19 protein-coding genes are annotated in these 16,797 nt (G+C 71.9%); 4 read left to right on the forward strand and 15 right to left on the reverse strand.

Annotation, left to right across the window (positions count from 1 at the left end):
- Positions 1 to 186 precede the first annotated feature (186 nt).
- From trpA to JOM49_RS38145, 5 genes are all read right to left on the reverse strand, one after another.
- Complete coding sequence (trpA, locus tag JOM49_RS38125) at positions 187 to 981, reverse strand: tryptophan synthase subunit alpha (protein WP_209669079.1); 795 nt, start codon at positions 979 to 981, stop codon at positions 187 to 189.
- Positions 978 to 2,219, reverse strand: a complete 1,242-nt coding sequence (gene trpB, locus JOM49_RS38130) for a tryptophan synthase subunit beta (protein ID WP_209669081.1) — start codon at positions 2,217 to 2,219, stop codon at positions 978 to 980. Before trpB ends, trpA begins: the two co-directional genes overlap by 4 nt.
- The gene (gene trpC, locus JOM49_RS38135; protein ID WP_209669083.1) at positions 2,216 to 3,025 is read right to left on the reverse strand and encodes an indole-3-glycerol phosphate synthase TrpC; all 810 of its coding nucleotides are present in this window, start codon (positions 3,023 to 3,025) and stop codon (positions 2,216 to 2,218) included. Before trpC ends, trpB begins: the two co-directional genes overlap by 4 nt.
- Before the next feature lie 153 nt (positions 3,026 to 3,178).
- A complete protein-coding gene (locus JOM49_RS38140; RefSeq protein WP_282772772.1) occupies positions 3,179 to 3,694 on the reverse strand; it encodes a Trp biosynthesis-associated membrane protein in 516 nt (171 codons plus the stop codon).
- On the reverse strand, positions 3,687 to 5,264 hold the full coding sequence (locus JOM49_RS38145; RefSeq protein ID WP_209669085.1) for an anthranilate synthase component I: 1,578 nt from the start codon (positions 5,262 to 5,264) through the stop codon (positions 3,687 to 3,689). Before JOM49_RS38145 ends, JOM49_RS38140 begins: the two co-directional genes overlap by 8 nt.
- 136 nt (positions 5,265 to 5,400) lie before the next feature.
- Here JOM49_RS38145 and JOM49_RS38150 point away from each other — a divergent pair, with 136 nt between their 5' ends.
- On the forward strand, positions 5,401 to 6,015 hold the full coding sequence (locus tag JOM49_RS38150) for a TetR/AcrR family transcriptional regulator (RefSeq protein WP_209669087.1): 615 nt from the start codon (positions 5,401 to 5,403) through the stop codon (positions 6,013 to 6,015).
- A gap of 346 nt (positions 6,016 to 6,361) precedes the next feature.
- Here JOM49_RS38150 and JOM49_RS38155 read toward each other — a convergent pair whose 3' ends face one another.
- The 5 genes from JOM49_RS38155 to hisF are packed head-to-tail and all read right to left on the reverse strand — an operon-like array spanning position 6,362 to position 8,797.
- Positions 6,362 to 6,898 carry a TetR/AcrR family transcriptional regulator gene (locus JOM49_RS38155; protein WP_209669089.1) on the reverse strand — a complete coding sequence of 179 codons (537 nt, stop codon included), beginning with the start codon at positions 6,896 to 6,898 and terminating at the stop codon, positions 6,362 to 6,364.
- Positions 6,899 to 6,902: 4 nt separating this feature from the next.
- Positions 6,903 to 7,265, reverse strand: a complete 363-nt coding sequence (locus JOM49_RS38160) for a DUF1304 domain-containing protein (protein ID WP_209669091.1) — start codon at positions 7,263 to 7,265, stop codon at positions 6,903 to 6,905.
- 52 nt (positions 7,266 to 7,317) lie between these two features.
- Positions 7,318 to 7,647, reverse strand: coding sequence for a phosphoribosyl-AMP cyclohydrolase (hisI, locus tag JOM49_RS38165; protein WP_282772777.1), 330 nt, complete (start codon positions 7,645 to 7,647; stop codon positions 7,318 to 7,320).
- A complete protein-coding gene (locus JOM49_RS38170) occupies positions 7,644 to 8,039 on the reverse strand; it encodes a hypothetical protein (protein ID WP_209669095.1) in 396 nt (131 codons plus the stop codon). Before JOM49_RS38170 ends, hisI begins: the two co-directional genes overlap by 4 nt.
- Positions 8,036 to 8,797 carry an imidazole glycerol phosphate synthase subunit HisF gene (hisF, locus tag JOM49_RS38175; protein ID WP_209669097.1) on the reverse strand — a complete coding sequence of 254 codons (762 nt, stop codon included), beginning with the start codon at positions 8,795 to 8,797 and terminating at the stop codon, positions 8,036 to 8,038. The genes JOM49_RS38170 and hisF overlap by 4 nt, the downstream gene beginning before the upstream one ends.
- 68 nt (positions 8,798 to 8,865) lie before the next feature.
- Between hisF and JOM49_RS38180 the strand changes: the two genes are divergently transcribed.
- Together JOM49_RS38180 and JOM49_RS38185 are read left to right on the forward strand one after the other, a co-directional pair.
- On the forward strand, positions 8,866 to 10,053 hold the full coding sequence (locus JOM49_RS38180) for a phytase (protein ID WP_209669099.1): 1,188 nt from the start codon (positions 8,866 to 8,868) through the stop codon (positions 10,051 to 10,053).
- A gap of 27 nt (positions 10,054 to 10,080) precedes the next feature.
- Complete coding sequence (locus JOM49_RS38185; RefSeq protein ID WP_209669101.1) at positions 10,081 to 10,464, forward strand: PPOX class F420-dependent oxidoreductase; 384 nt, start codon at positions 10,081 to 10,083, stop codon at positions 10,462 to 10,464.
- A gap of 4 nt (positions 10,465 to 10,468) precedes the next feature.
- Here JOM49_RS38185 and priA read toward each other — a convergent pair whose 3' ends face one another.
- The 3 genes from priA to JOM49_RS38200 are packed head-to-tail and all read right to left on the reverse strand — an operon-like array spanning position 10,469 to position 13,115.
- The gene (gene priA / locus JOM49_RS38190) at positions 10,469 to 11,203 is read right to left on the reverse strand and encodes a bifunctional 1-(5-phosphoribosyl)-5-((5-phosphoribosylamino)methylideneamino)imidazole-4-carboxamide isomerase/phosphoribosylanthranilate isomerase PriA (protein WP_209669103.1); all 735 of its coding nucleotides are present in this window, start codon (positions 11,201 to 11,203) and stop codon (positions 10,469 to 10,471) included.
- Between the two features lie 43 nt (positions 11,204 to 11,246).
- Positions 11,247 to 11,876 carry an imidazole glycerol phosphate synthase subunit HisH gene (gene hisH / locus JOM49_RS38195; RefSeq protein ID WP_308159012.1) on the reverse strand — a complete coding sequence of 210 codons (630 nt, stop codon included), beginning with the start codon at positions 11,874 to 11,876 and terminating at the stop codon, positions 11,247 to 11,249.
- 9 nt (positions 11,877 to 11,885) lie between these two features.
- Positions 11,886 to 13,115, reverse strand: coding sequence for an MFS transporter (locus JOM49_RS38200; protein WP_504740037.1), 1,230 nt, complete (start codon positions 13,113 to 13,115; stop codon positions 11,886 to 11,888).
- Between JOM49_RS38200 and mdlC the strand changes: the two genes are divergently transcribed.
- Entirely contained in the window at positions 13,106 to 14,698 is a 1,593-nt protein-coding gene (gene mdlC / locus JOM49_RS38205; RefSeq protein WP_209669105.1) for a benzoylformate decarboxylase, read from the forward strand. The two genes, JOM49_RS38200 and mdlC, sit on opposite strands and share 10 nt — an antisense overlap.
- Positions 14,699 to 14,702: 4 nt before the next feature.
- On the opposite strand, the gene JOM49_RS38210 is transcribed toward mdlC, so the two are convergent.
- Both JOM49_RS38210 and JOM49_RS38215 read right to left on the reverse strand, forming a co-directional pair.
- On the reverse strand, positions 14,703 to 15,932 hold the full coding sequence (locus JOM49_RS38210; RefSeq protein WP_209669107.1) for an acyl-CoA dehydrogenase family protein: 1,230 nt from the start codon (positions 15,930 to 15,932) through the stop codon (positions 14,703 to 14,705).
- Positions 15,932 to 16,795, reverse strand: coding sequence for an ABC transporter ATP-binding protein (locus tag JOM49_RS38215; RefSeq protein WP_209669109.1), 864 nt, complete (start codon positions 16,793 to 16,795; stop codon positions 15,932 to 15,934). The genes JOM49_RS38210 and JOM49_RS38215 overlap by 1 nt, the downstream gene beginning before the upstream one ends.
- Between the last annotated feature and the right edge of the window lie 2 nt (positions 16,796 to 16,797).

Here is a 16,797-nt window from a genome sequence, read left to right on the forward strand (position 1 = left end):
GAATTAACGCGTGCACCGATCAGGTGAGATCGCCCAGCAGCGGAGATAGTGGCAGGAAATGGAAATCATTGTCAAATAGTCAGAAGCTGATATGCGCATCAACGCACATGAGAAAAGGGTCGTGGGTGATTAGGCTGAGGAAACAGCCCTAATCACCCACGACCCTTTTTGGTGTCGCGGTGAGAATTACGCGGTGGGGGTGGTGGCTTTCCGCACGCCCGCGGCGAGTTCGCCGGAGAGCTCGCGCACCGCGTCGAGGCCTTCGCCCGCGGCGGTGACCAGCGCGGAACCGACGATCACCGCGTCGGCGAACGCGGCCACCTCGGCGGCCTGCGCTCCCGAACGCACGCCGAGACCCACGCCGATCGGCAGGTCCGTGTGCGCCCTGGCCCGGTCGACCAGCTTCCCGGCGGCCGCGTCCACGGTCTCCCGCACGCCGGTGACGCCCATCAGCGCGGTCGCGTAGACGAAACCGGTGCTCGCCTGGACCGTCCGGTGCACGCGCTCCTCGGTCGAGGAGGGCGCGATCAGGAAGATGCGGTCCAGCCCGTGTGCCTCGGAGGCGGCGAACCAGTCGTCGGCCTCGTCCGGGATCAGGTCGGGGGTGATCATGCCCAGCCCGCCCGCCGCGGCGAGGTCCCGCGCGAACGCGTCCACGCCGTAGCGGTGCACCGGGTTCCAATAGGTCATCACCACGGCCTTGCCGCCCCGCGCGGAGACCGACTCGACCACCTCGAACAGGTTCTTCAGCCGGAAGCCCCCCGCCAGCGCGGCGTCCGCCGCGGCCTGGATGGTTGGCCCGTCCATCACCGGGTCGGAGTAGGGCACGCCCACCTCGACCAGGTCGGCACCGCCGTCGACGATCGCCGAGAGCAGGTCCTTCGAGCCGTCCACGGTCGGGTAGCCCGCGGGCAGGTAGCCGATCAACGCGGCCCGGTCCTCCGCCTTGGCCCGGCGGAAGACCTCGTCGAGCTCGCTCACGACAGCTCCTCCTCGGGCACCAGGCCGAAGAACTTCGCCGCGGTGTCCATGTCCTTGTCGCCGCGACCGGAGAGGTTCACCACGATCAGCCCGTCCGGGCCGAGTTCCTGGCCGAGCTTCATCGCCCCGGCCAGCGCGTGCGCCGACTCGACGGCCGGGATGATGCCCTCGGTCCGCGACAGCAGCTTCATCGCTTCCATGGCCTCGGCGTCGGTCACCGCGCGGTACTCGGCCCGCCCGGTGTCCTTGAGCCACGAGTGCTCCGGGCCGACGCCCGGGTAGTCCAGCCCGGCGGAGATCGAGTAGGCCTCGGTGGTCTGGCCGTCCTCGTCCTGCAGCAGGTAGGACAGCGCGCCGTGCAGCATGCCGGGGGTGCCCTCGGTCAGCGTCGCGCCGTGCTCACCGCTGTCCAGGCCCTTGCCGCCCGGCTCCAGGCCGACCAGCCGGACCTCGGGGTCGTCGATGAAGCCGTGGAAGATGCCGATGGCGTTCGACCCGCCGCCGACGCACGCCGCGACCGCGTCCGGCAGGCGACCCGCCTGCTCGAGGATCTGGCGGCGGGCCTCCTCGCCGATGATCTTGTGGAAGTTGCGCACCATCACCGGGAACGGGTGCCCGCCCGCGGCCGTGCCGAGCAGGTAGTGGGTGGTGTCGACGTTGCTCACCCAGTCGCGCAGGGCCTCGTTGATCGCGTCCTTCAGCGTGCGCGACCCGGTCTTGACCGGGATCACCTCGGCGCCGAGGAGCTTCATCCTGGCCACGTTCAGCGCCTGGCGCTGGGTGTCCACCTCGCCCATGTAGACCACGCAGTCGAGGTCCAGCAGCGCGCAGGCGGTGGCCGTGGCCACGCCGTGCTGCCCGGCCCCGGTCTCCGCGATCACCCGCTTCTTGCCCATGCGCCGGGTCAGCAGCGCCTGGCCGAGCACGTTGTTGATCTTGTGCGAACCGGTGTGGTTGAGGTCCTCGCGCTTGAGGAAGACCCGCGCCCCGCCCGCGTGCTCGGCGAAGCGCGGTGCCTCGGTGAGCAGCGACGGGCGACCGGCGTAGTCCCGCAGCAGCCGGGCGAACTCGCCGGTGAACTCCGGGTCGAGCCGGGCCTTGTCGTACTCGGCGGACAGCTCGTCCATCGCGGCGATCAGGGCCTCCGGCATGAACCGGCCGCCGTACGGGCCGAAGTGGCCCTTGGCGTCCGGGTCGTGCTCGGTCCGCTCGTGCTGCCTGGTCGGTTCCTCGGTCATCGACTGGGCCTCGGGCACGCGGGGTGCGAACCGGCCGTGACCAGCTTCACCAGCGCCGCCTTGGGGTCGTCGGAGGCGACCAGGCCCTCGCCGACCAGCACCGCGTCCGCGCCCTGGCCCGCGTAGGACATCAGGTCACCCGGACCGCGCACGCCGGACTCGGCGACCTTGTAGACGTCCATCGGCAGGCCGGGGGCGAGCCTGCTGAACACGTCCCGGTCCACCTCGAGGGTGTGCAGGTTGCGCGCGTTCACGCCGATCACCGACGCCCCGGCTTCGAGCGCGCGGTCGGCCTCCTCGGCGTTGTGGATCTCCACCAGCGCCGTCATGCCGAGCGACTCGACCCGGTCCAGCAGGGCGACCAGCGCGTTCTGCTCGAGCGCGGCCACGATCAGCAGCACCATGTCCGCGCCGTGCAGGCGCGCCTCGTGCACCTGGTACGGGCTGACCACGAAGTCCTTGCGCAGGATGGGGATGTCCACCGCCGCGCGCACCGCGTCGAGGTCGTCCAGCGAGCCGCCGAAGCGCCGCTGTTCGGTCAGCACGCTGATCACCCGCGCGCCGGCTTCGGCGTAGTCCTTGGCCAGTGCCGCGGGGTCCGCGATCGACGCCAGATCACCCTTGGACGGGCTGCGCCGCTTGACCTCGGCGATCACGCCGATGCCCGATTCCCGCAGGGCGGCCATCACGTCGCGCGGAGGCGCGACCTGGGCGGCCCGGCGCTTCAGTTCGTCGAAGGGGAGCTCCGCCTCGCGGGTGGCGAGGTCGGCACGGACGCCTTCGACGATGTCTTCGAGCACAGTCACCGGACGGCCCCGCCTACCGGTGTGCGCACCGCTGTCTTGGGTAGACCACGCCTCGCAAGTTCGCTCACAAAAACCTTCCCCTTCCCGCCGGAAAGATGCTAACCCGCGCGGTTTAACCGGCCGGTCCCGGGTCCATCGTCGGTTTGTCAACCCTCATCGACCGGTCGTGGGATCCCGGCCGTCGGACAACGCGTCCCAGAGCTCTGTATCGGCGTCGCGGGCGGGACGTTTCCCACCCGGTGCGGAGTACTTGGCGCCCAGGCGCGGCAACCGGCCCGCCTCACGCACGCCGAGCCCGCCACCGGCCAGCACCAGCAGGCCGCCGAGCACGGCCAGGCCCCACCCGGTGAAGCGCGGCCCGCCACCGAGGTTCAGCAGCACGACCAGGCACGCGGCCAGGCCGGTGCCCGCGAGCACCAGCGCCACCACCCGGCGGGCCCAGCCCGAGGTGGCGACCAGCCCGGCCACCCCGGCGGCCACCAGCACGGCCAGCGGCACCAGCGCGGGCAGGTGGTCCGCCCCGGTCACCACCTGCGGTGGCACCCCGGGCAGGTCGGAGCGGGGGCGTTCGAACCAGGTCAGCCGCGAGGCGCCCCACAGCGCCGGCGCGCCCAGCCCGAGCAGCACCACGATCGTCCACAGAGGACGCTTGTCGCCGGAGTCAGACACCAGCGGGGTCACCCGCTTCCTCGATCACCCCGGCCGGTGCCAGGGTCTGCGCGGCGGCCACCGCCGACAGCACGGTCCGGGCCTTGTTCAGCGATTCGTTGTCCTCGTAGCCGGGGTCGGAGTCCGCCACCACCCCGCCACCTGCCTGCACGTACGCCAGCCCATCGCGCACCAGCGCGGTGCGGATGGCGATGGCGGTGTCGGCGTCGCCCCCGAAGTCGAGGTAGCCGACCACTCCCCCGTACAACGCCCGCCGGGTCGGCTCCAATTCCTCGATCAGCTCCATCGCGCGGACTTTCGGCGCGCCGGAAAGCGTCCCGGCCGGGAAACAGGCGGTCACGGCGTCGAAGGCGGTCTTGCCTTCGGCCAGTTCGCCGGTGACGGTGGACACGATGTGCATCACGTGGCTGTAGCGCTCGATGGTGAAGAAGTCGACCACCCGCACGGTGCCCGCCTTGCACACCTTGCCCAGGTCGTTGCGGCCGAGGTCGACCAGCATCAGGTGCTCGGCGCGCTCCTTCTCGTCGGCGAGGAGGTCCTTGGCCAGCTGCGCGTCCTCTTCGGGGTCGGCGCCACGCCACCGGGTGCCCGCGATCGGGTGAGTGGTCGCCCGACCGTCACGCACGGTCACCAGCGACTCCGGGCTGGAGCCGACGATGTCGAAGCCCTCCATCCGCAGCAGGTACATGTACGGGCTCGGGTTGGAGGTGCGCAGGACGCGGTAGATGTCGAGGGCGTCGGCGCCGGTCTCGATCTCGAACCGCTGCGAGGGCACCACCTGGAACGCCTCACCGGCCTTGATCGCCTCGACCGCTTTCGCCACGGCCTGGTGGAAGTCCGCCTTGCTGCGGCGGCGGGTGAACCGCGGCGCCGGGCGGTCGAACACCGCGTTGGTGGCCGGGGCGTGCACGGCGAGCTGGTCGGTCATCCGCTGGAGCCGGGCGAGCGCGTCGTCGTAGGCCGCGTCGACCCGCTCGGGCGAGTCGTCCCAGTTCACCGCGTTGGCGATCAGCGTGACCGTGCCCTCGTGGTGGTCCAGCGCGGCGAGGTCGGTGGCCAGCAGCATGGTCAGCTCGGGGATCTTGAGGTCGTCCTCGGCCAGTTCGGGCAGCTTCTCCAGCCAGCGGACCGCGTCGTAGCCGATGTAGCCGACCAGGCCGCCGGTCAGCGGGGGCAGGCCGGGCAGCGGTTCGGTGTGCAGCGCCTCCAGCGTGGCGCGCAGCACGGTCAGCGGGTCGCCGTCGGAGGGCAGGCCGACCGGTGGCGTGCCGGTCCAGACGGCCTCGCCGTCGCGCACGGTCAGCGCCGCCGGGCTGTTCACCCCGACGAACGACCAGCGCGACCAGGAGGCGCCGTTCTCCGCCGACTCGAACAGGAAGGTGCCCGGCCGGTCGGCGGCGAGCTTGCGGTACACCCCGACCGGGGTCTCGCCGTCGGCGAGCAGGCGGCGGACGACCGGGACGACCCGGCGCGACTCGGCGAGGGCCCGGAACTCCTCCCGGCTGGGGCTGACCGCGCCGAGGCCGGTGGCGACGGCGGAAGCGGCGGTGTCGGTGCGCGAGCTGACCATGCGCCTCATTGTGCCGTCGCGCCCCCGGCCGCGTGGGTATACCCGTGGGTACCGGCGCGCGGTCCACCCGCGTGTACAATTCATTGAGCGTTGAACTATTACCGGCAGACCCGGCACGGAGAGGCATGATGGCGCCATGACGACCCCGAAACCGGCGGCCGCCAAGCGCCGGGGCCGCCGCCCCGCCGGCGAGGACACCCGTGAAGCGATGCTCACCGCGGCCCGCGACCTGTTCGGCGAACTGGGCTACGAGGGCGCCACCGTCCGCGCCATCGCCCAGCGCGCCGGGGTGGACGCGGCCATGGTGAACCACTGGTTCGGCGGCAAGCAGGGACTGTTCGCCCAAGCTGTGCTCCAGTTGCCGTTCGACCCGGTCCAGCTCTTCTCCCAGGTCTTCGAGGAAGGCCCGGTGGAGGAGCTCGGCGAGCGGATCGTGCGCACCTTCATCACCCGCTGGGACGAAAGCGGCGGCGGCGCCTTCGCCGCCCTGATCCGAAGCGTGGCCGGACACGAACAAGTCGCCGGAGCGCTGCGGCACCTGTTCCTGGAGAACATCTTCGTCAGACTGGCCGACCGGGTCAGCTCCGACCGCCTCCAGTTCCGCGCGGTGCTGTGCGCCTCGCAGGTGGTCGGCATGGGCATGGTGCGGTACGTGGCGAAGTTCGAACCGATGGCCTCAGCGGACCGCGAAGAGATCATCGCCGCCATCGCCCCCACCCTGCAGCGGTACCTCACCGGCGACCTGGACTAGCAGCCCCCTCCTCCTCCGATGTCACGAATGTGGCTTTCGGGACGCCCGACGTCTCGAAAGCCACATTCGTGACACTCGCCCTCCCGCCTCCCCGCCGCAGTGCCGTGAATGTGGCTTTCACGGCACATTCCGCCGTGAAAGCCACATTCACGGCGCCCAAGGCGCCCCACCACCCCCATCACAACTCGCGCCCGGGGCACCCAACAGAAGCCCGCCCAGATCCCCCACCCCACCCCGGTCCACAGCCAAGAACACGGCGAAGGCCTCCATGTCAAGGCATCTTTCCCGCCTTGACATGGAGGCCTTCGCCGTAGTCACACTAAAAAACCGGGGCGGGCCCCAGCCCCTACAAAGACCGATGAAGAGCCACAACCATCCCCCAAATCCGCCCCGCCACCTCACCAGCCGACCCAGGCACCCGCCCGTGCAACCACCCCGCCACAACCCCGGTAAAAGTCGCCGCCACCGCACTCGCGATCGCCTCGTCCCCCGGCTGAACAGCCCGCTTCCGCCGTTCGACCAGCGCCCGGTCCCGCAGCTCACCGTGCAGCGCCTCACCCAGCGGCCCACCGCCACCCGGCCCGATCAGCCCCCGGTACACGTTCGCGTGCTGCGAAATCGAGCCGAGCAACCCGGTCAGGACCGCCGGCGGGTCATCCGAGGCATGCAGCGCGTCGACCGCGTCGCGCACCAGTTCCGCGCTCGCACCCACAGCCAGCGCGGAAAGGTCCTCGTAGTGCAGGTAGAACGTGCCGCGCGAGACGCGCGCGAGGCGGGTCACCTCCGCCACGCTCACCTCGCCGAGCGGGCGGTCCGCACAGGCCTCGAACAGGGCCTCGTGCAGCCGGGCGCGGGTACGGGCGACGCGGGGGTCGGCGCTCACCCGGTCACCCCGCGATGAGTACCGCCACCAGCGCCAGCGCACCGGGCAGCGCCTGCACGAACAGGATGCGCCGGTTCGCCGTGACCGTCCCGTAGAGCCCGGCGACGATCACGCACACCAGCCCGAACACCTGGAACTGGAACCCCATCGGGTCCGCGGCGATCAACCCCCAGACCAACGCAGCGGCGAGGAAGCCGTTGTACAGCCCCTGGTTCGCCGCGAGCGACGCGGTCTGCGAGGCGAACTCCGGGGTGAGGCCGAACGCCTTGCGCCCGCGCGGCCCCTTCCAGAGGAACATCTCCAGCACCAGGATGTAGCCGTGGATCAGGGCGACCAGCCCGACCAGCACCTCCGCCACCACTCGCATGACCGCGCCGCCTTCCGCACAGAGTTTCTGAACACCTGTACATTAGCACTGGTCAGAGCAGGCGGCGGGCGTCGGTGTCGAAGCAGGTCCGGGTGCCGGTGTGGCAGGCGGGTCCCTCCTGGACCACCCGCACCAGCAGGGTGTCGGCGTCGCAGTCGTGGCGGACCTCCCGCACGTGCTGCACGTGCCCGGAGGTCTCCCCCTTGACCCACAACTTCCCGCGGCTGCGGGAGAAGTACGTACCGCGGCGGGTGGTCAGCGTCAGTTCCAGCGCCTCGGCGTTCATCCAGGCGACCATCAGCACGTCGTTGCTCTCGTGGTCGACCACCACCGCGCAGACGAGCCCGTCGTCGTTGAACTTGATGCGTTCGGCAACGTTCACGCCTTCGCGCTCCCCACGTGACGCAGCACCGGGCGGCTGCTCAGCAGCACCCCGGCGTAGATGTAGCCCGCCGCGGCGAGCCCGAAGAAGATCCGCAGCCACCACAGCGTCCCTGCCAGCATGCCGAACGCGTGCTGCAGGGCCATGATCCCGACCACGGCGTACCCGATGTACCGCGAAAACCGCCCGTACCGCGGGAACCGGTCCGGCGCGGCGAGCCCGCCCGCCACGATCGCGCCGAGGAGCAGGCTGGTCACCGGCACGAACAGCACCCGGACGGTGGAACCCGGCGCGGACAGCAGCACCAGCGACAGCACGATGTGCACCAGCGCGATGCCGACCAGCAGCCCGGTGATCACCTTCACCTCGAGCGCGGCCTGCCACCGGCTCATCGGACCTCCACCCCGCCGGCCCGCAGCGCGTCCTTGACCTCACCGATCTTCAACTGTCCGAAGTGGAACACGCTGGCGGCGAGCACCGCGTCCGCCCCGGTCTCCACCGCGGGCAGGAAGTGCTCCAGCGCACCGGCCCCGCCGCTGGCGATCACCGGCACCCGGACCGCCTTGCGCACCAGCGCGATCAGTTCGAGGTCGAAGCCGACCTTGGTGCCGTCGGCGTCCATCGAGTTGAGCAGGATCTCGCCGACCCCGAGCTCCTCGCCCCTGGCCGCCCACTCCACCGCGTCGATCCCGGTGCCCTTGCGGCCGCCGTGCGTGGTCACCTCGAAGCCGGAGGCGGTTTCCGGCGTCCGGCGCGCGTCGACCGAGAGCACCACGCACTGCGAGCCGAACCGGCGCGACGCCTCGTGCAGGAACTCGGGCCGGGCGATGGCCGCGGTGTTGATGCTCACCTTGTCCGCGCCGGACCGGAGCAGCTTGTTCACGTCGTCGTTGGTGCGCACGCCACCGCCGACGGTGAGCGGGATGAACACCTGCTCGGCTGTCCGGCGCACCACGTCGAAGGTGGTCTCCCGGTCGCCGGAGGAGGCGGTCACGTCGAGGAAGGTCAGTTCGTCGGCGCCCTCGGCGTCGTACCGGCGCGCCAGTTCGACCGGATCCCCGGCGTCGCGCAGATCCGCGAAGTTGACGCCCTTGACCACCCGTCCCGCGTCCACGTCGAGACACGGGATCACCCTCACCGCTACGGACATGCCGATCAGGGTACGTGCCGGGCCCGCGCGTTCACCCGACGGCAACCCCGCGGGGCTACCGTCCGGGGATGCGCCTCACGCCGCTGCTCCTCCTCGTCCCCCTCCTCGTCACCGCGACCCCCGCGCAGGCGGCCCAGGCACCCCGGCCGGTCCTGCAGACCAGGGCCTTCGTCGACGACCCGGCAGCCACCCCGGCCAACGCCGACGCCGACGACCCGGCCATCTGGGTCGACCGCGCGGACCCCGCCCGCAGCCTCGTGCTCGGCACGCTCAAGGAAGGCGGGCTCGCCGTCTTCGACCTGCGCGGCCGCGAGGTGGCCACGCTGCCCGCTCCCCCGCCGCCGGCCCCTGGCGCCGCGCCCGGCCGGTTCAACAACGTCGACGTGCTCGGCGACCTCGCGGTGGTCAGCGACCGCGGGCGCGACCGGATCCGCGTCTACCGCGTCGATCCCCGGCGGCAGCCGGTGCTGACCGAGGTCACCGATCCCGCCGCCCCACCGGTGTTCTCCGCCGACGAGTCCGAAGTGGACGAACAGCGCACGGCGTACGGCCTGAGCGCGGCGAAGCTCGGCGACCGGCGGGTGATCGCGGTGAGCAGGCGGCACGAGACGCGCGTCGCCCTGCTCGAACTGGTCGACCTGCCCGGCGGCCGGGTCGGCACCAAAGCGCTGTCCACAGTGGATCTGCCGGACCGGTTCCCCCTGCCGGACGGCACATCCTGGACACCCTGCGCCGAGCCGGGTGAACGGCCGCAGGTCGAGGGCATGGCGCTGGACGCCGCGCACGGGGTGCTCTACGCCGCGCAGGAGGACGTCGGGATCTGGCGCATCCCGCTCGGCGGCGAGCCGGTACTGATGGACAAGGTGCGTTCCTTCGGCGCCCCGGCGCGCTACGACGAGGAAACCGAGGAGTGCGTGCCCGACGGCCCCGACCCGGGTTTCGGCGGCACCCGGCTGACCGCCGACGCCGAGGGCCTGACCATCGCCGAGGGCCCGCACGGCACCGGGCAGCTCTACGCCTCCAGCCAGGGCGACTCGCGTTTCGTCGTCTACGACCGCACCGGGGGCAACCGGGTGCTGTCCGAGTTCTCCGTCGGCCGCACCTCGCGCACCGACTCGGTCGAGCACTCCGACGGCGCCGCGGTCACCACGACCCCGCTACCCGGCTTCCCGCGTGGCCTGCTCGTGCTGCACGACGGCGAGCGACGTCCCGAACAGGGCGGCCCGACGACGGGGTTCGTCTACCTGCGGCGTTGATCCGGCCGCGCGGGTACGGTGACCACCATGGCATCCGAGCTGGAACGGCTGGCCGCGGAGAAGTACGTGGTGGTCACCACCTTCCGCAAGAACGGCACCCCGGTGCCGACCCCGGTGTGGATCGCGCGCGAAGGCGGCGAACTGGTGCTGTGGAGCCAGCGCACCGCGGGCAAGGTGAAGCGGTTGCGCAACGACAACCGCGTCGCCGTGCAGGCCAGCGACTTCGGCGGCAAGAAGACCCACGGCGACAAGGTCTCCGGGCAGGCGCGGCTGCTCGACGAGCCCGAGACCGAACGCGTGCGCAGCGCGATCGCGCGCAAGTACGGCATCGTGGGCCAGGTCACCATGTTCTTCAGCAGGCTGCGCGGCCGTCAGCGCACCATCGGGATCGCGATCACCCTCGACGGGTGAGGCTTCAGGAGCGGACCGCGTTCAGCGCGTCCGGCAGGGTGAACGCGCCGGCGTAGAGCGCCTTGCCGACGATCGCGCCCTCGACCCCGTCGCGCTCCAGCGTGGCCAGCGCCCGCAGGTCGTCCAAACTGGACACCCCGCCGGAGGCGATCACCGCGGCGTCGGTGCGCGCGGTGACCTCACGCAGGAGGTCGATGTTGGGGCCCTGCAGCGTGCCGTCCTTGCTCACGTCGGTGACCACGTAGCGCTGGGCGCCGTCGCGGTCGAGGCGCTCGAGCACCTCCCAGAAGTCGCCGCCGTCCTTGGTCCAGCCGCGGGCGGCGAGCCGGTGCCCGGCGTCGGTGATCCGCACGTCGAGCCCGATCGCCACGCGGTCGCCGTGGGTGGCGACCACTTTGGCCGTCCACTCCGGATCCTCCAGCGCCGCGGTGCCGAGGTTGACCCGGCGGCAGCCGGTGGCCAGCGCGGCGTCGAGCGAGGCGTCGTCGCGGATGCCGCCGGAGAGCTCGACCTGCACGTCCAGCTCGCCGACCACGCGGGCGAGCAGCTCGCGGTTGGACCCCTTGCCGAAGGCGGCGTCGAGGTCGACCAGGTGCACCCACTCGGCCCCGTCCCGCTGCCAGGCCAGCGCGGCCTCCAGCGGATCGCCGTACGAGGTCTCGGTGCCCGCCTCGCCCTGGACCAGGCGCACGGCCTGCCCGTCGGCGACGTCAACGGCGGGAAGCAGCTGGAAAGTCACGCGGCAACTATAGAACCCGGAGCGGACCCCCGCCCGGGCGGTGTCACAGGGTGCGGAGCCAGTTTTCCAGCAGGGTGGCGCCGGCGTCCCCGGACTTCTCCGGGTGGAACTGGGTGGCGGACAGGGCGCCGTTCTCCACCGCGGCGACGAAGTCCTCGCCGTGGTGGGCCCAGGTGACCAGGGGCTGCTGCCCCGCCAGGCCGGAGTCCAGTTCCCACGAACGGGCGGCGTAGGAGTGCACGAAATAGAAGCGCGTCCCGGCGTCCAGCCCGGCGAACAGCCGCGACTCGGCCGGAGCGCGGACGGTGTTCCAGCCCATGTGCGGCAGCACCGGCGCGGTCAGCCCGTCGACCGTGCCGGGCCATTCGCCCGCGCCTTCGGTCTCCTCGCCGTGCTCGACCCCGCGCTCGAACAGGATCTGCATGCCGACGCAGATGCCGAGCACCGGGCGGCCACCGGCGAGGCGCTTGCCGATCAGCCGCTCGCCATGGACCTCCCGCAGCCCCGCCATGCACGCGGAGTAAGCACCGACGCCCGGCACCACCAGGCCGTCGGCGGCGAGGGCCGCGGCGGCGTCGGCGGTCACTTCGACATCGGCTCCGACGCGCCGCACGGCGCGTTCGGCGGACCGGAGGTTGCCCGAACCGTAGTCCAGGATCACGACACGAGGCACTCCACCAGGCTAACCGGTCACCCGGGCGGCGCGGCCGACGGGCAGCAGGACCAGCGCGAACCCGGCCAGGACGCCGAACGCGCCCACCGGTCCCAGCCCGGCGAGCATCGCGCCCACCAGCACCGCGCCCGCGCCCTGCCCGGCGTCGAAGGCCAGGTTCCAGACCACCCCGGCCGCACCGGGCGAGACCCGCGCGAACATCACCACCAGCGCGTCGTTCTGCACCACGCCGAACCCGGCGCCGAAGACCGCGCCACCGGCGATCGCGGCGGTCAGCGCCCACGCGCCGCCGACGGGCGCGGTCACCGCGAACACCGCCATGCCCACGCCGACCACCACCGTCGCCACGCCGAGCATCCGCCCCGAACCGCGCACCCGGTGCGCGAACAGGCCGGCCGACCACCGGCCGAGCAGCGCCGCGCCGGTCGCCACGAACAACGTCGCCGAGACCGCCGCGGCCGGGCCGTTCAGCACGAGCGGCACGAAGGTGGCCATCGCGCCGAAGCCGACCGCGCCGCTGAACAGCACCAGCCCCGGCCGCCAGGTCCGGGTGGTGACCACGGACCAGCGCACCTCCAGGCCGCTGTCCTCGGGGAGCAACTTCGGCAGCAACAGCACCGGCAGCACCCCGGCCAGCGGCAACGCCGTGGCGATCAGGAAGACCGGGGTGAAGCCCCAGGTACCGGCCGCCCACGTGCCGATCGCCAGCCCGAGCAACTGCGGCACCCCGGTGGCCAGGCCGTACCAGCCGGAACCCCGGGCCGCCGAGGACGCGGGCAGCAGTTCGCCGATCAACGCGCTGCCGCACACCGAAACCAGGCCGAACCCGAGGCCGCGCACCAAAGAGACGCCGAGGATGCCGGGCCAGTCCGTGGTCAGCAGAAGCAGAGGCGCGGGCAGGCCGAGCAGCAGGCCGCCCGCCGCGGTCACCAGCCGGTAGCCGAACCGCGCGGCCAGCACCGGCACCACGCACTGGGCGGCGACCGTCGCGCCCATGAACACCCCGGTCGCCGCGCCCGCGGCGAACTCGCCGGAACCCCGGTGCACCACCCACAACGGCACCACGGACAACAGCAGCGCGTAACCGGAGAACAGCAGCGTGGTACTCGCCAGGACCAGGCGGAAGTCGCGGTGGCGCAGCGGGCTCAGCGGGCGGCTCCCTCCCGGATCGGCACGACGTGGCAGAGGATACTTTGTGGCGTAACGGCAACCGCGGTGGAGGGAAGTCGATGAGCACAGGCGGCACAGGTCGGACGGTCCGCGAAGTCACCAGGACGCTGTTGCGGGAACTGGGGCTGACCACGGTCTTCGGCAATCCCGGCACCACCGAGATCCCGTTCCTCACCGACTGGCCCGGCGATTTCCGCTACGTGCTGGGCCTGCAGGAGTCCGTCGTGGTCGCGATGGCCGACGGCTACGCCCAGTCGGCCCGCCGCCCGGTGCTGGTGAACCTGCACTCGGCCGGCGGCGTGGGCCACGGCCTCGGGCAGATCTTCACCGCCTTCCGCAACCGCACGCCGATGATCGTGCTCGCCGGGCAGCAGGTCCGCTCGCTGATGCCGGAGGACCCGTTCCTCGGTGCGTCCAGTGCCACGGAATTCCCGCGCCCCTACGTGAAGTGGAGCTGCGAACCGGCCCGCGCGCAGGACGTGCCCGCCGCGCTCGCCCGCGCCTTCCACATCGCCACCCAGCACCCCCAGGGTCCCGTCTTCGTCTCCGTTCCCGCCGACGACTGGAACGCGGAAGCCACGGAAATCGAGGCACGGCCCCGGATCCGCGGGTTCTCCGCCGATCCGGATGCGGTGCGGGAACTGGCGGACGCTCTGGCGGCCAGCCGCACCCCGGCACTGGTGGCCGGGCCCGCGGTGGACGGCGACGCGGCAGTCGGTGAACTGGTGGAACTGGCCGAGCGGCTGAGCGCCGGTGTGTGGGCCAGCCCGATGAGCTCCCGCTGTTCCTTCCCCGAGGACCACCCGCTGTTCCTCGGTTTCCTCGACCCCGAGCGCAATTCGCTGGCCCGCGCGCTCAGCGGGCACGACCTGGTGGTGGTGCTCGGTGCCCCGGCGTTCACCTACCACGTGCACCGAGGTGAGGCCGAACTCGAACTGCCGCCGCTGTTCGTGGTCAGCGACGACGAGCAGATCCTGGCCAGGGCGCCGATCGGCGTGGGGGTCCGTGCCACCGCGAAACTGGTGCTGCGCCAACTGCTCGACACCGTCGCCCCGGGCGAACGCTCCGCGCCCGAGCCCCGGCAGCGCCCGTCGAGCCCGCCGGCGACCACCCCGGTGAGCCCGGCCTACGTCTTCGCCACACTCGCCGAACTGTTGCCGCCCAACGCCTTGGTGGTCGAGGAGACCCCCAGCCAGCGTGGCGCCCTGCACGACCACCTGCCCATCCGCGCCACGGACGCCGGGTTCCTCACCGTCGCGAGTGGAACGCTCGGCTACGGCCTGCCCGCCGCGGTCGGCGCCGCCATCGGCCGTCCCGACCGGCGGGTGGTGGCCGTGCTCGGCGACGGGTCCAGCATGTACGCCATCCAGGCACTGTGGACCGCCGCGCGGGAGCAGTTGCCGATCACCTTCGTCATCCTCGACAACTCCCAGTACGCCGCGGTCAGCATCCTCGGCGAGGGCGCCGAGAAGCTGCCGGGCGTGGAACTGGGCGGCCTGGACTTCACCGCGCTGGCCACCGGCATGAGCTGCGCCGCGCGCCTGGCCACCACGCCCGAAGAGGTCAAGTCGGCGCTGGCCGAGGCGCTCGACGCGGACGGTCCGAACCTGGTGCAGGTCCGGGTGGACCCGGACCCGCCCAAGCTCTACTGAGGACCTACGGCGCCGGGGCGGGTTCCTTGGCGCGGCTGTCGTGCCCCGTCTCGGCGAAGCCGATCGACGGGGCCGTCCGCACGCCGAGCGCGCTCGCCCCGATCAGCTTGCGCGCGGCCAGGTTGCCCATCGGCATGAAGGTGCCCGCCTGCGCGTCGCGCCACATCCGCTCGAACGGCAGCGCCCTGGTGTAGGACATGCCGCCGATCACGTCGACCAGCCGCTGGAGCACCTTGACCGCGTTGTTGCTGGCCACGTACTTCACCAGGGCGCAGCGCGCGGTGGCCTCCTGCACGCCGAGGTCGAACAGCCTGCGGCTGGCCACCTCTTCGGCGTGCCGGTACATCAGCGCCCGCGAGCTCTCGAGAAGGATCGTGCACTCGCCGATGGCGTCCTGCACCACCGGGTCGATCGGCCTGCCGCGCTTGGTCAGCCGCTGCACGGCGAAGTCCAGCGCGCCGGCCGCGATCCCGGTGTAGGTGGCGGAGAAGGCGGGCATCGCCCAGGCCCACACGGTTTCCAGCACCCGGGCGTCCAGGTGGTTCACCGGCAGCGAGTGGACCACGGCCTCGTCCGGCACGAAGACCTCGGACAGCTCGACGTCGTTGCTCTGCGTGCCGCGCATGCCGAGCGTGTCCCAGGTCTGGTGGATCCGGACCCCTGGCTGGTCCAGCGCGATCTGGCAGAGCAGCACGCGCGGGCCGCCCTCGGCGTCCTCGTACCGGGCGGTGGTCGAGCAGTGCGTGGCCACCGCGGAGTTGGTGGCGAAGCTCTTGCGCCCGCTCAGGGTGAACCCGCCGGGCACCTTGACCGCCTTGGTCAGCGCGTCGGTCATGTCGTTGCGCAGGCCCACCTCGCTGGTGATCGACGCCCACACCAGCGTGCCCTCGCTGGCCTGGCGCAGCAGCGCCTCCAGCCGCGGGTTGCCGGTCCGGCGCCACACGCTGCCCCACTGCCCGAGCGGCGAGAGGTGCATGGTGAAGGCCAGCGCGGTGGCCCCGTCCCCCATCGCCAGCCGCTCGAGCACCGGCAGGATGTCGGCCAGTTCGGCTCCTTCCCCGCCCAGTTCGGCGGGCACGGACAACTGGAGGAAGCCCGCTTCGCGCAGGTCCTCATAGTTCTCGTGCGGGAAGGTGTTCTCCCGGTCGTGGAGCTGCGCCCGCTCGGCGAACCGGTCCGCGAGCACCGCGGCCCGGTCGACGAAACCCTGCTGGCGTTCGGTCAGGCAGTGCACTAGAGCGTCTCCTTGGCCCGGGTACCGGCGTGCTCTTCGGCGGCCTCGGCCTCGGCGAGGTCGCGCCCGGCCAGTTCCTCGGCCGACTCGCCGGGCGTGCCGCCGTGCAGCAGCCGGGCGACCTCACCGCGCAGCGAGACGAACTCCGCCGACTCCCTGGTGGTGATCTGGTCCCGCTCGGCGGGCAGGCCCACCGGCAGGTCCGCGACGATCGAGGCGGGCGACTTCGACAGCACCAGCACGCGGTCGCCGAGGTAGACGCTCTCGTCGATGTCGTGGGTGACCACCAGCACCGTGCTGCCGAGCTCGCGCTGCACCCGCCGCAGCAGGTCCTCGAGCTCGAACCGGGTCTGCGCGTCCACCGAGGCGAACGGCTCGTCCATCAGCAGCAGGGCGGGCCTGCTCGCCAGCGCCCTGGCGATCGACACGCGCTGCTGCATGCCGCCGGAGAGCTGCCACGGGAACTTGTCGTCCACTCCGGACAGTCCCACCCAGCCCAGCGCCTCCTTGGCGCGCGCCCGCCGCTCGGCGCGGTCGAGACCGCGCCAGCGCAGCGGGAACTCCACGTTCTGCCGCACGGACAGCCACGGGAACAGGGACCGGCTGTAGTCCTGGAACACCACGGCCAGGTCCTCGGGCACCCCGTCAACCTCGTCGTCGTGCAGCCGGACCGAACCGCCGGTCGGCTTGATCAGCCCGGCGATGCAGCGCAGCAGCGTGGACTTGCCGCAGCCGGACGGTCCCACGATGCAGGCCAGCTGCCCGGCCTCGACGGTGAAACCGAGGTCGGCGACCGCGACGTGGGCGTGCTTCTTCTCGGCGTAGCTGTGCGTGAGGCCCTTGACCTCGAGCATGGTCGACATGT

The sequence above is a fragment of the Amycolatopsis magusensis genome (assembly GCF_017875555.1).
Lineage (GTDB): Bacteria > Actinomycetota > Actinomycetes > Mycobacteriales > Pseudonocardiaceae > Amycolatopsis > Amycolatopsis magusensis.

Bases quoted from the DNA above. Each gene is read 5' to 3' on its own strand.
- JOM49_RS38180 (WP_209669099.1), top strand. From the start codon at position 8,866: ATGCGCCTCACGCCGCTGCTCCTCCTCGTCCCCCTCCTCGTCACCGCG.
- JOM49_RS38150 (WP_209669087.1), top strand. From the start codon at position 5,401: ATGACGACCCCGAAACCGGCGGCCGCCAAGCGCCGGGGCCGCCGCCCC.
- JOM49_RS38215 (WP_209669109.1), bottom strand. From the start codon at position 16,795: ATGTCGACCATGCTCGAGGTCAAGGGCCTCACGCACAGCTACGCCGAG.
- JOM49_RS38145 (WP_209669085.1), bottom strand. From the start codon at position 5,264: ATGGTCAGCTCGCGCACCGACACCGCCGCTTCCGCCGTCGCCACCGGC.
- trpB (WP_209669081.1), bottom strand. From the start codon at position 2,219: ATGACCGAGGAACCGACCAGGCAGCACGAGCGGACCGAGCACGACCCG.
- hisF (WP_209669097.1), bottom strand. From the start codon at position 8,797: ATGTCCGTAGCGGTGAGGGTGATCCCGTGTCTCGACGTGGACGCGGGA.
- JOM49_RS38170 (WP_209669095.1), bottom strand. From the start codon at position 8,039: ATGAGCCGGTGGCAGGCCGCGCTCGAGGTGAAGGTGATCACCGGGCTG.
- JOM49_RS38185 (WP_209669101.1), top strand. From the start codon at position 10,081: ATGGCATCCGAGCTGGAACGGCTGGCCGCGGAGAAGTACGTGGTGGTC.
- mdlC (WP_209669105.1), top strand. From the start codon at position 13,106: ATGAGCACAGGCGGCACAGGTCGGACGGTCCGCGAAGTCACCAGGACG.
- JOM49_RS38160 (WP_209669091.1), bottom strand. From the start codon at position 7,265: ATGCGAGTGGTGGCGGAGGTGCTGGTCGGGCTGGTCGCCCTGATCCAC.